This is a genomic window from Campylobacter lanienae NCTC 13004 (assembly GCF_002139935.1).
GTDB classification, from domain to species: domain Bacteria; phylum Campylobacterota; class Campylobacteria; order Campylobacterales; family Campylobacteraceae; genus Campylobacter; species Campylobacter lanienae.
Genome location: NZ_CP015578.1, coordinates 860185 through 872954 on the forward strand (window position 1 = coordinate 860185; position 12770 = coordinate 872954).

The 12770-nt window shown below is 34.6% G+C and carries 13 protein-coding genes; 1 reads left to right on the forward strand and 12 read right to left on the reverse strand.

The features are described from left to right. Positions 1-8: 8 nt before the first annotated feature. Genes cmoA through CLAN_RS04430 form a run of 9 tightly spaced genes read right to left on the reverse strand, consistent with a single transcriptional unit; the run spans position 9 to position 8187 of the window. Entirely contained in the window at positions 9-713 is a 705-nt protein-coding gene (gene cmoA / locus CLAN_RS04390) for a carboxy-S-adenosyl-L-methionine synthase CmoA (RefSeq protein WP_096029537.1), read from the reverse strand. Further along, the gene (locus CLAN_RS04395) at positions 703-1602 is read right to left on the reverse strand and encodes a bifunctional riboflavin kinase/FAD synthetase (RefSeq protein ID WP_167368965.1); all 900 of its coding nucleotides are present in this window, start codon (positions 1600-1602) and stop codon (positions 703-705) included. The genes cmoA and CLAN_RS04395 overlap by 11 nt, the downstream gene beginning before the upstream one ends. After that, positions 1571-2272 (reverse strand): 23S rRNA (cytidine-2'-O)-methyltransferase TlyA, encoded by a 702-nt coding sequence (gene tlyA, locus CLAN_RS04400; protein ID WP_100590681.1) that lies wholly within the window; start codon positions 2270-2272, stop codon positions 1571-1573. The genes CLAN_RS04395 and tlyA overlap by 32 nt, the downstream gene beginning before the upstream one ends. Further along, complete coding sequence (gene ligA / locus CLAN_RS04405; protein WP_100590682.1) at positions 2262-4208, reverse strand: NAD-dependent DNA ligase LigA; 1947 nt, start codon at positions 4206-4208, stop codon at positions 2262-2264. The genes tlyA and ligA overlap by 11 nt, the downstream gene beginning before the upstream one ends. Continuing rightward, positions 4205-5344 (reverse strand): dihydropteroate synthase, encoded by a 1140-nt coding sequence (gene folP, locus CLAN_RS04410; RefSeq protein WP_100590683.1) that lies wholly within the window; start codon positions 5342-5344, stop codon positions 4205-4207. The genes ligA and folP overlap by 4 nt, the downstream gene beginning before the upstream one ends. Continuing rightward, positions 5341-5964, reverse strand: a complete 624-nt coding sequence (locus tag CLAN_RS04415) for a DNA polymerase III subunit delta' (protein ID WP_086239938.1) — start codon at positions 5962-5964, stop codon at positions 5341-5343. Before CLAN_RS04415 ends, folP begins: the two co-directional genes overlap by 4 nt. After that, the gene (locus CLAN_RS04420; RefSeq protein ID WP_096013183.1) at positions 5961-6500 is read right to left on the reverse strand and encodes a HobA family DNA replication regulator; all 540 of its coding nucleotides are present in this window, start codon (positions 6498-6500) and stop codon (positions 5961-5963) included. Before CLAN_RS04420 ends, CLAN_RS04415 begins: the two co-directional genes overlap by 4 nt. Then, positions 6500-7717 carry an aspartate kinase gene (locus CLAN_RS04425; RefSeq protein WP_086242937.1) on the reverse strand — a complete coding sequence of 406 codons (1218 nt, stop codon included), beginning with the start codon at positions 7715-7717 and terminating at the stop codon, positions 6500-6502. Before CLAN_RS04425 ends, CLAN_RS04420 begins: the two co-directional genes overlap by 1 nt. After that, complete coding sequence (locus CLAN_RS04430; RefSeq protein ID WP_086239936.1) at positions 7717-8187, reverse strand: RNA pyrophosphohydrolase; 471 nt, start codon at positions 8185-8187, stop codon at positions 7717-7719. The genes CLAN_RS04425 and CLAN_RS04430 overlap by 1 nt, the downstream gene beginning before the upstream one ends. A gap of 113 nt (positions 8188-8300) precedes the next feature. Here CLAN_RS04430 and hemW point away from each other — a divergent pair, with 113 nt between their 5' ends. Then, a complete protein-coding gene (gene hemW, locus CLAN_RS04435) occupies positions 8301-9335 on the forward strand; it encodes a radical SAM family heme chaperone HemW (protein ID WP_100590684.1) in 1035 nt (344 codons plus the stop codon). Positions 9336-9351: 16 nt separating this feature from the next. On the opposite strand, the gene dnaK is transcribed toward hemW, so the two are convergent. Genes dnaK through CLAN_RS04450 form a run of 3 tightly spaced genes read right to left on the reverse strand, consistent with a single transcriptional unit; the run spans position 9352 to position 12562 of the window. Beyond that, complete coding sequence (gene dnaK, locus CLAN_RS04440; RefSeq protein ID WP_086244583.1) at positions 9352-11223, reverse strand: molecular chaperone DnaK; 1872 nt, start codon at positions 11221-11223, stop codon at positions 9352-9354. A gap of 23 nt (positions 11224-11246) precedes the next feature. Continuing rightward, positions 11247-11735, reverse strand: coding sequence for a nucleotide exchange factor GrpE (locus CLAN_RS04445; RefSeq protein ID WP_100591048.1), 489 nt, complete (start codon positions 11733-11735; stop codon positions 11247-11249). A 38-nt stretch (positions 11736-11773) separates the two neighbouring features. Further along, positions 11774-12562 (reverse strand): HrcA family transcriptional regulator, encoded by a 789-nt coding sequence (locus tag CLAN_RS04450; RefSeq protein ID WP_100590685.1) that lies wholly within the window; start codon positions 12560-12562, stop codon positions 11774-11776. Positions 12563-12770 lie beyond the last annotated feature (208 nt).

Here is a 12770-nt window from a genome sequence, read left to right on the forward strand (position 1 = left end):
ATCAATAGCTATTTAAATGCCACAAAAGTTGCGAAATTCGCCCATTTAAATATAGTTTCTACACTCTTAAATCCACTATTTAAACATAGCTCTTTATTCTCATTTTCACTATAAGGTATCAAGATATTTTCTAAGGCTTGACGCTTTTGTGCTATCTCAAATTTAGAATATCCTTGCGATTGCTTATACTCTTCATAGATATTTATCATATCCAAAGCCAACCTCTTATCATCATATATCAGCTTTTCACTAAATACAAAGATACCATCGCTACTTAAGCTATCAAAAATTTTCTTTACAAATTCATATCTTTTAATAGGTCTAATAAATTGCAAGGTATAATTAAGCATCACCGCATCTACCCTATTATAATCATACTCCAAAATATCAGCATTAATCAGCTCTATTTTGGCTCCATAGCCACTGGCTCTATTTTTAGCACGCTCTAGCATAGCTAAGCTATTATCAATACCCAAAAGCTCCAAATCACTCCTAAGCTTATAAAGCTCAAGCAGTGTCGTAGCCGTAGAGCAACCAAGATCTACAACCCTAGCACCCTTATCTAATCTTTTGGTTAAAAATGAGATTATTAGCTCTTGAGTTTGCTTATAAAATGGCACAGATCTAAAAACCATATCATCAAATACACTAGCCACACTCTCATCAAATTCAAATTGCTTATTTATAGCAGTTTTAAACACCTCATCTCTCACTATAAACCCCTTCTAAATTCCTAGAGTGCAAACTAACCTCTTCAATGCTCAAATCACAGCTTTTAGCAACATTTTGCGCTATTATTATATCTTTTGAAATTTGTCTTTTTAGATCTTCTAAATTATCAAATTTCATATTATCCCTAATCCACTCAACAAAGCAAACTCGCACAAAATCAGGTCTATAATCGATATTTTTATCTAAAATATGATTTTCAATCGCAAACTCTCCATCAGTGCTAAGTCTATTACCGATAAAAGTTATAGAGCTATAAGTGATATCATCTATCTTTGTTCTTGTAGCATATACTCCATCTTTAGGTACTAGATATGGGGTTATATCTAAATTCAAAGTTGGATATAGATATTTTTTGCCAATTCCTTGACCATCTACAACCCTACCAACTACGCTATACTCACGCCCTAAAAGCCTATTGGCCCTATATATATCACCATCACGCAAAAATCTTTTTATAGCAGAACTATGCACCCCAAGCCCATCAAAGCAAAACTCATCTACCACAACCACTTCACCATCAAATAGATGCTTTAAATCGTGCTTATCCCATGCTCTATCTTTGCCAAATTTAAAGTCATACCCAACTACAATTTTATTTAAATTCACAAAATCTTTTTTAAGCATATCTATAAACTCATCACCCCTAAGCCCAGATATATCATCTAAATCATAGTAAAAACACGGCACACCGCTATACTCTTGGCGTCTATCCCCAGGCGTCAAAGATGCCTTATCGCTTCGCACTACTACTAAAGCACCATCTTTGCCAAGTTGCTTTATAAGCTTCTTATGCCCTTTGTGAATTCCATCAAAACTACCTATAGCTATAGCTTTTATGCTACTTTTTGAAATGGTAGAATAGCTCAATATTCCCTTCCTTGCCTTTGATTTGTGAGTTGCTTTTGTATATTAATTTCCAGCCTAAGGCTAGGCATTCACTTTCAAATTTAATCATCGCTTTATTTATAGCTTTCTCATCTTTTACTACGCCATTTTTGGTTCGTTTGGCATCTTTGCCAACTTCAAATTGCGGCTTAAATAATAGTATTATATCGCTTAATGCCAATCTATCAATATGAGAAATGATATGTAATAATGATATAAAGCTCACATCAGCAGTGATAATATCAAATTTATCTCCACTTTCAAAATCCCTAATATCGGTATTTTCTTGGACTATTACTCTGCTATCATCTCTTAAATTTGGGCTTAATTGCATATTTCCTACATCTAAGGCTACAACTTCTTTTATCCCATTTTCTAACAAAATTTGGACAAATCCACCCGTGCTAGACCCGATATCCAAAGCGGTTTTGCCGCTTAAATCTAGATTAATTTCATCCAAAAATCCAGCCAATTTAAGCGCTGCTCTACTGACATAAATTTGAGTTTTAATCTCTATAATATCGCTTGATTCAATCTCTTGGCTAGGTTTATTTATAACTTTTGAGCTAGCTAGCACAGCCCCATTACTAATTAGCTGTGCTGCTCTATTTCTACTGATATTTAATCTATTTGCCACAGCTATATCAGCTCTCATTTTTTAATCTCTCATACTCTTTTTCATCTATGATTTTAACGCCTAAAGATAGAGCCTTGTCATATTTGCTTCCACTTGACTCTCCGCTTAATAGATAATCACTCTTAGATGATATAGAGTTACTAACCTTAGCCCCAAAGCTCTCTAGCTCCTTTTTGATCTCATCTCTAGGGCGAGAGAGTGTGCCTGTAATAACTATGGTTTTAGAGCTAAATATATTTTGAGTGAGTTTAATATCTTCGTATTTTGGCTTTACAAACTCCATAAGCTCCATAATCTTAGAGCGATTAACACGCATAAACTCCAAATAACTAAGCGCCATCGCCTCACCAAATCCATCAAGGCTTAAAAGCTCATCTTGATTTAAATTTAACCAATTATCCATATAAGTTGTAGCTATCTTTTTCGCTGCTACTTCACCAATATGCTCAATCCCTAAAGATGTGATAAATCTATGAAGTGGCGGGGTTTTGCTCATATTTATAGCATTTAAAATATTCTCAATCTTTTTATCTTTAAATCCCTCTAATCCATCAAAGCTACTCTTATCTAATCTATAAATATCTGTTATATTTGATATTTTTGAATTTTTATACAATAACTCTATTATCGCATCACCAAGACCATCGATATTCATACACTTTTTAGAAGCAAAATATATAATCGAGCTTACCACCCTAGCCTCACAACTCAAATTTTGACACTTTATAAATACCCCCTCATCCAAAAGTTCACTACCGCATTTCGGACAAGAATTTGGTCGTTCTATCTTGGTTTGTGTGCCATCTCTTCTATCTTTATACACCTCTATAATCTTAGGTATCACATCACCACTTCTAATCACACAGACAAAATCCCCCCTCATAAGCCCCAGACGCTCTATCTCATCGAAGTTATGCAAGGTTACATTTTTTACAAATGCTCCATCTATCTCCACTCCATCTAGCAAACCAACAGGAGTTATCACACCAGTTCTACCTACTTGCAGTGCTACACCGATTAATTTAGCCGTTTTTTGTGTAGCGGGGAATTTATAGGCCACCATAAATTTAGGAAATTTCACAGTAAATCCTAGCTCATCACACTTAGCTAGATCATCTACTCTAACCACCATCCCATCCATCATTATAGGCTTTTCATCCCTTATAGCTAAAAGATCTTTAAAGGCTTGTTTAATCTCATCTATACTATTACAAACCCTGACAAAATCATCCCTTAAAAATCCAAGCGATCTTACAAACTCCATCATATCGCTATGAGTGCTAAATTTAAGCTCATTTGCCCCCACGCCCCATGGATAAAATTTCAATCTTCTAGATTTGGTTATGCTAGAATCTAGCTGTCTTAGACTACCAGCGGCGGCATTTCTAGGATTGGCTAATAGGCTTAGGCCATCTTTTTGACGCTTAGCATTAATCTCTTCAAAATCACTCTTAGCTATAACAACCTCACCCCTAATCTCAATCAACCCATCATAAGGAATTTTAAAAGGAATAGAGCTAATCACCTTAGCATTATTAGTAACATCCTCTCCGATATCGCCATCACCCCTTGTGGCTGCGCTTTTTAAAACTCCATTTTCATAGGTTAAATTCAAGCTCGCCCCATCAAATTTAGGCTCTACAAAAAATCTTTGTGAGCGCTTATCCCCACGCTCTATCCACGCCAAAAGCTCATCATCACTAAAAATATCTTCCATCGACCACATTCTAGCTTTGTGGGCTATCTTCTCAAACTGCTCTAAAATCTCGCCACCAACTCTATTAGTAGGTGAAAATATAGCTTTTAAATTTGGATTTTGGCTCTCAAACTCAACCACCTTATGATACAAAGCATCATACTCATCATCACTAGCTATGGGATTATCATCAGTATAATAAGCCTTCGCCCATCTATTTAGCGTCTCAACTGCTTCTAAATACTCTTTATGATTCATACTATCTCTAAATCCTTATATGAATTATGTAAATTTAGCATCTGGATATGCTCTTTTGGATCGTGCGTTCTAATGATAGTAGCGCCATTTTCTATAGCTTTTTGGTGTAGATACAAGCTTCCAGCTAAGCGCTCATCTACGCTACTTGGGCTGTAATAATCTATCATAGATTTTCTACTAGCACCTACTAAAAGCGGATATCCAAAAGACAAAAAATGCTCCAAATGCTTAATCAAAGCCATATTATCACGAGCAGTTTTGCCAAATCCTATACCTATATCAAGATAAATTTGCTTAGCCTTAGACTCCTTAATCTCTTCTAATTTTTGAGCGAAAAACTCACTTATAAGCCCTAAAATATCGCTATCTTTGACATTGATTTGCATAGTTTTAGGATCGCCATTTTTATGCATTAGACAATACTTGGCATTGTATCTACCAGCTAAAAAGGCCAATTTTGGATCTGCGGTTATATCATTAACAAAGCTAAATCCATGATCTAAGGCATACTCCAAACACAATGGATCAAAGCTATCAAGGCTAAATTCCACTCTCTCATAAAGCCTATTAGCATAGATTAGATCTACAACTGGCTTGACTCTTTGAAATTCAGCCTTAGCACCGATATACTCACTCCCTGGCCGTGAGCTTACCATACCGATATCTATATAATCGGCGCCCAAATCAATCACGCTCTCAATGCGCAAAATCGCATCATCAATGCCAACTCTACTTGCTGGATTCAAGCTATCATTATTGAAATTTAAAACCGCCATAATCTCGCATTTTGATGGTTTTGTAAATGAATTTGATAGAAATTTAGCCAATTTATCTAGTCCAAAATCTTGAGCTAGCTCCTTTTTGGCTAGAATTTGAATTTGCTTATCATTTGCTATTAAAAGTGCGTTTTCTAACCCCACACCACCAAAAATTGCATTATGAGAACTTACCAATTCAGCACCGATACTAAGGGCATCTTGCTTTAAGATATTTACAGCTACAGCCTTTATATCTTTGATTAAAATAAAATTTAAATTCGCCTTTTTTCTCATAATTTTCGCCCCACTTTTATGCGGTGATATAAAGTGGCAAATTTGGTCAAAATCGCTATCTATATTTAATTTATACGCTCTCATTTTATCCTTTGCATTATTAGTAAAAGTAGCGGTAAAAGCGTGGTTTGAGCTTTGGAATTTAGATCTGTAATTCTATATAATTTATTAAAGTATATATAATCTTCATGGGTAAATTTAACCCCATTTTTGACTGCATCTATTATTATGGATTTAAGTAAATTTAGAAGTTGAGTTTTGCTTAATTTATCGCTCTTTTCAAGTGCTGTTTGAGTAGATACATACTCATTGATATAATTTAAGCTTAGCTTAGTAAAGTCTATCCCCGTTGGCTCACTTTTGGTTAATTTAACCCTATTTTCTATACTTAATCTAGAGCGAATTGTAGCTAAAAATATATTTTTAGCTGGTGCGACTAAGACAAAGATTATATTTCTTGGTGGCTCTTCAAGGATTTTAAGTAGAGCATTTTGCGACTCGATGCCATATTTATTAGCCATAATTAGCAAAACTTTTGGCTCTTTTTCTGCGATATATGCTTGAGATATTATCTCTTTGACTCCGTCTATCAATAAACTCTCATATTCAAAAATTTTTAAATATTCAGGTTTTAAAATAGAGACATACTCAGATTTAATACTCTCAAAATCATCGCTAATAATAATCTTACTATCTAAACTCAAAGCTCAACCTGACCAAATAATACAGCATCAATAGTGCGATCAAATAGTCTAAACATAGATAAAAGCTTAAAATCCAAATTCTCATCTGTAGAGCTAAGATAGAAGCTATTTTCTGCTTGTTCGTCAAATAGCCACATATAGCTACTGGTGCGATTTTTAGCTATTGCGCATAGCTTTGAGCTACTTTTACCAATGTAAAAATATACAAATCCATTTGGAAATACGATACTAAGCATATCATCAAGCAAGCTTATCTCCTCTTTGGAATTTATATCATTTAATCTTGGATATAAAGATTTAAGCGAGATAAATGGCAATATGGGGCGATGAGAGCCTTTGCGATTAATACTGCGTAAAAAATAGCTCTCAAACCACTCTCTATCCTCATCACATATTACAATAAACGGCGCCCCATCAATGAGATATCTAAGCCTAGAAGAGAGCAAAGGCACCCACTCTAAGCGTCTTTCTTCCATCCAGCTTAGCTCCTTGCTTGAACTCCTAATAGCGTCCAAACTCCATTTGATAAGATCCATTACTTCTCTAACTCATAAGCTTTATGAAGTGCTCTAACAGCTAATTCACCATATTTTGCCGCTACTATCATTGAAATTTTAATCTCACTTGTAGAGATCATCTGAATATTAATCCCCTCATTTGCCAACACAGAAAACGCCATAGATGCTATACCGCTATGACTTTTCATACCTACGCCTACTACGCTTACTTTGACTACTTCGCTATCTATCTCAATAGATTTTGCGCTACCATCATCAACAACATTTCTAGCCGCTTCCATCTCATTTTGAGGCACTGTAAAGCCAAGACTTGTAGTGCCATCTTCGTGGCTTGTATTTTGGATAATCATATCTACATTTATATTTTTATCAGCTAATTTTTTAAAGATACTAGCAGCAACTCCTGGCTTATCTATAACCCCTCTCATAGTTACTCTTGCTTGATTTTTATCTAGCGCTATACCGCTTATTAGTGCTTGTTCCATTCCTGATGTATTCATATCCGCTTCTCCTGTTATTAGTGTTCCTTCATTATTGTTAAAACTACTTCTAGTGACCAATTTCACCTTTAATTTTTTAGCCAATTCTACACTTCTATTTTGTAATACCTTCGCCCCCATACTAGCTAGCTCTAGCATCTCATCATAGCTAATTTTATCAAGTTTTCTAGCCTTAGGCTCAATTCTTGGGTCTGTGGTATATACCCCATCTACATCGGTATAAATTTCACACAAATCAGCATCCAATGCTCCAGCCACAGCCACAGCGCTAAGATCGCTTCCGCCACGCCCAAGAGTTGTTATATCTCCATCTTTTGTGACCCCTTGAAATCCAGCTACTACGACTATTTTGCCCTCTTTTAGCGCCTCTTTCATCTTTTTGCCATCTATATCGATAATCCTAGCTTTAGTAAAATCATCATTAGTGATAATCCCAGCCATATCACCGCTAAATGCTACAGCCTTATAACCTTTTGAATTTAATGCTATTGAAAGAAGTGAGCTTGTAACTCTTTCACCAGAGCTAAGTAACATATCCATATCAGCGCTTTGTGGCTGAATTTTAGCAAAATGCTCAGCATATTCTATTAACTGATTAGTTACTCCACTCATAGCTGAAACTACTACTACTACATCATTTCCAGCATCTTTTGTAGCGATTACTCTCTTAGCTACTTCTTCTATTCTTTCTAAATTTCCAACACTAGTTCCGCCATATTTTTGTACAATTAGCATTATATAAACCCTTCATCTTTAAAATATTTAAGCACCTTAGCATAAGCACCCTTTTTAAAGTGATTAACCTTGCTTAATACATCATTTACAGGCATAAAGCAGTAATCATCAAATTCAGGATGTTTAGTCGCTAGATCTATTTTTGCATTTGGCTTTAATCTAACCAAAAAATATCTCTGAGTCTGTCCATCATACGGAGCCATCTTTTTAGCGATGCTTTCTGGGAAATCATACTCTAACCACTTAGGATGCTCACACAAAATTTCTATTTCATTTGTTCCTATCTCCTCTTCAAGCTCTCTAAAAAGAGCCTCCTTAGGTGATTCACCCTCATCAATTCCACCTTGTGGAAACTGCCAAGCACCGCTAATATCGTGCCTTTGGGCGATAAATACCTTACACTCTAAAGGATAAGATGGAGATAAGATAATAGCCGCTACATTTGGGCGATATCTCTTGCCTTTATCCATTTTTTGTTCCTAAAAATTTGATAAAATCCTACCTTAAAAGCGTTTAAAGTTTAATAAATCAACTAAATTTAATAAATTATTTGTTAAATTTAGAATAAATTTTAGGACAAAAGTTGCATATTTATATCCATATTCCATTTTGTGAATCAAAATGCCCATATTGTGCTTTTGGCTCTCATAGTGATAAATTTAATATAACTAAAGAGTATTTTAAAGCCCTAGCCAAAGAGATAAAAAGCATAAAATTCAAAGATAAAATCTCTACAATTTTCATAGGTGGCGGCACTCCTAGTAGCGTTGAAGCTGGATTATATGATGATATTTTTGAGTATTTAATGCCAAATTTAGATATTAATTGCGAAATCACTAGCGAAGCAAACCCAAACTCAGCGAATTTAAATTGGCTAAAATATATGAGAAAACTCGGTGTAAATCGCCTAAGCCTTGGAGCGCAAAGCTTTAATGAAAATAAGCTTAAATTTCTAGGTAGAATTCACGACTCAAAAAGAGTCTTTAAAGCCATAAAAGATGCTAAAATAGCTGGTTTTACAAATATAAATGTAGATATAATGTATGGCACCAAGCTTGATACAAAAGCCTTGCTATCTAGTGAAATTCAAGCCCTAAAAGAGCTAGAAATTACGCATATATCAGCTTATAGCTTAATGCTTGAGAGTGAGTTTAGCTCTAAAAAATCATATCAAAAAGATAGCCCAATCTTAGCTAAATATCTTATAAATTCACTTGAAAATATCGGATTTAAGCAGTATGAAATATCGAATTTTGGTCAAATTTGTAATCATAATCTAAGCTATTGGCGTGGCGATGATTACTATGGATTTGGTGCGTATGCTGTGGGGACAACTGGATTTAAAAGATACAAAGGTGCTACTAATCTTAAAAATTATATCGATAATCCCTTTAAAAAATCTATTGAAATTTTAAATGATGAAAACAAAAGAGATGAAAGAGTCTTTTTGGGGCTTAGGAGTTGCGTTGGGGTTGATCTATTAGATTTAAGTTTAGAGATGAGACAAAGAGCTAAAATATTAATTGAAGAGAAAAAATTGATATTAGAAAATGAGAGAATCTATAATCCAAATTTTTTATTAGCTGATGAGATATTTTTGTATTTAAGCCAGCCTTAAAGGCCAGCTTATAAATTTACTCTACTTCTGCGTCGATAACATCATCATCTTTTTTCTTATCTTGTGCGTTAGCACCAGCGGTTTGATTTTGATACATTGCCTCAGCTAGCTTATGGCTTGCTTCGCTTAGGGCTTTTACCTTCGCATCGATCTGCTCTTTTGTGGCGCTCTCATCTTTTAATGTCTCTTTTAAATCATTTAAGGCTGCTTCAATTTTAGCTCTATCTTCGCTTGAAATTTTCTCACCAAGTTCATCAAGAGATTTTTGAGTTTGGTGAGCTAGGCTATCAGCTGCGTTTCTAGCTTCAACGGCCTCTTTTCTCTTTTTATCTTCTTCTTTGTGTAATTCAGCGTCATTTACCATTTTATTTATCTCTTCTTCACTTAAGCCGCTTGAGCCTGAAATGGTGATATTTTGAGCTTTTCCACTAGCTTTATCTTTAGCAGAGACTGTGAGAATTCCATTTGCGTCTATATCAAATGTAACTTCAATTTGTGGCACGCCTCTTGGTGCTGGCATAATGCCTTCAAGATTGAAATTACCAAGACTTTTATTATCACGGCTAAATTCACGCTCACCTTGTAAAACATTGATAGTAACAGCACTTTGGTTATCTTCAGCAGTTGAGAAAGTTTGAGATTTTTTAGTTGGGATTGTGGTACCTTTTTCTATCAATTTACTCATAACTCCACCAAGAGTCTCAATACCAAGGCTAAGAGGTGTAACATCTAATAGCAACACATCTTTTACATCGCCTTTAATTACCGCACCTTGTATAGCTGCTCCAATTGCCACTACTTCATCAGGATTTACTGATTTATTTAGCTCTTTATCAAATGCTTTTTTAACCTCTTCTTGTACCAAAGGCACACGAGTTGAGCCACCCACCATAACTACTTCTTTTATATCACTTTTGCTCACACCTGCATCTTTGACAACTTCACTAATTTTTGATATTGTTTGAGATACCAAATCATCTATCATACTTTCAAATTTAGCCCTACTAATAGTCTTTGTAAGGTGTTTTGGTCCAGTGGCATCAGCTGTGATAAATGGTAGATTTATAGTTGTTTCCATAGCACTACTTAGCTCTTTTTTGGCATTTTCAGCAGCTTCTTTTAGGCGTTGAAGAGCCATAACATCGTTTTTAAGGTCTATTCCACTTTCACTTTTAAATTCATTTACCAAAAAGTCAATTAAGCGATTATCAAAGTCATCACCACCCAAAAACGCATTACCACCAGTAGCTAAAACTTCAACTACATTATCGCCAGTTTCTAGCACAGTTACATCAAAGGTTCCGCCACCTAGGTCATAAACTACGATTTTTTCGGCCTCTTTTTTATCCAAACCATAAGCCAAAGCCGCCGCTGTTGGTTCATTTATGATTCTAAGTACATTTAATCCTGCTATTGTTCCTGCTTCTTTTGTAGCTTTTCTTTGGCTATCATTAAAATATGCAGGCACGGTTATAACCGCATCAGTAACACTCTCACCCAAAAACGCCTCAGCATCTTCTTTTAGCTTGATCAATACTTTAGCCGAAATCTCTTGTGGAGTGTATGTTTTGCCAGCTATCTCAACAGCACACGCACCATTTCTATCTACGATATGATATGGAAGGCGAGCTTTGGCTTCGCTAGCATTTTTCTCATTCATCATAAGACCCATAATTCTTTTGATAGAAAATATGGTTTTTTCAGGGTTTGTTACGGCTTGTCGTTTAGCAGTATCACCAACTAAAATTTCACCCTTATCAGTAAAAGCCACCACAGAAGGAGTTGTGTTTTTTCCTTCTTTATTTGGTATTACTTTACTTTCGCCTCTCTCATATATGCTTACGCATGAATTTGTTGTTCCTAGGTCAATTCCTATTACTTTGCTCATTTTGTATCCTTTTTTATTAAAATTTATTTTGCTATTACAACCATTGAAGGTCTTAAAACTCTATCATTATATAGATAGCCTTTTTGATAAACAGTAGCTATCTTGCCACTTTCTACCTCGTCTGTCTCTATATAATTTATAGCGTTATGAAATTCAGGATTAAACTCAACATTGGTATCAATCTCTTTTATACCATACTTTTCAAAGCACTTTTTAAACTGCTCGATAGTTAGATTTATCCCATCTTTTATCTTGTTTGTTATCTCATCATTTCCGCTTTGTAAATTCGCAGCAATCTCCAAAGCATCAATAACTGGCAAAAGATCTCTAGCAAAGCTCTCATTTGCAAATTTCAAAGCTTCAGCTTTTTCACGCTCTAAACGCTTTTTGATATTCTCAAAATCAGCCGTAGCCCTTATCAAATCTTCTTTAACCTTATTAAGCTCATCTGCTAAATCATCTTCACAATTTTTTTCTTCTGCTTCGCACTCTTGGCAATTTTGTTCATCCAAAGCTGGATTTTTATCTAAATTTTCTTTTTCGTTTTGACTCACGCCGCCTCCTTTAACATACTAAAAAACTTTTCATAATCACTATACACACTACTAGCGCAGACCATTACAGCGGGCTTACCTTGATATAATACATCAGTTTTTAACCCCATATAGCCAGTAGAAAACAACGGACTAAAGGCTAAATTTCCATTAAAATTATCACCAAATGATGGATCTAAAATCGCCTTTATGCTGTCGTCTTTACAAATTTCAAAAGCAATCTTCTCATTTTCTTGAAATAAAATCTCGCCTCTTTTCAAAGCCTTAATCTTTGCTCTTAACTCGCTCAATCCTACTTGTATAGAGATATTTTCAAGCTCTTCTAAGCTAACGCCAATTAAGTTGCTTAAGAATCTTTCCACCTTTGAGCTAAATTTAATTGATATGCTCTCAGTAAGAAAATCAAGCACCAAAAAGCGATCTTTGAGATTTAAAACATCTTGTAAAAATAGCTTTTGATCTTTAAAAATCATGCAATAAATATCATTTTTATAAACTAATAAATTTAGCAAATCTGTATTGTTAATAGATAAAACAGAGCTAAATTTTAGCCTATTTCGCCAATAAAACTCCATCGCACTAGCTGTTGGTATGCGACCACCACTAATATGAAGTTGAGTGATCGCTCCTTCGTCGCTAAGCTTTTTAAAATAGACTCTAATAGTTGATGCTGGAATCGCTACATTCATTCTCATACCAAGCTCATTAGAGCCGATTGGTTCATTAACCTCAAGATAAGCATGAATGATAGATTCTAATATCAAATCTCTTTTATCTAGTTTCATTTATTAGCACTCTTTATATTTAATTGCTAAGATAATTATACAACATTGAGCCTATCTTTGTCAAGTAATTTAAGCAAAAATATTAAAATTTATCAATTTATTTAGCAATTAATATATTTAACTGCTTATAATTGTAAAATATTATCCAAATAAAATCAAAATATAAATTTAGAAATGAATTTAATTAATATTTAATAAGTTATAAAGT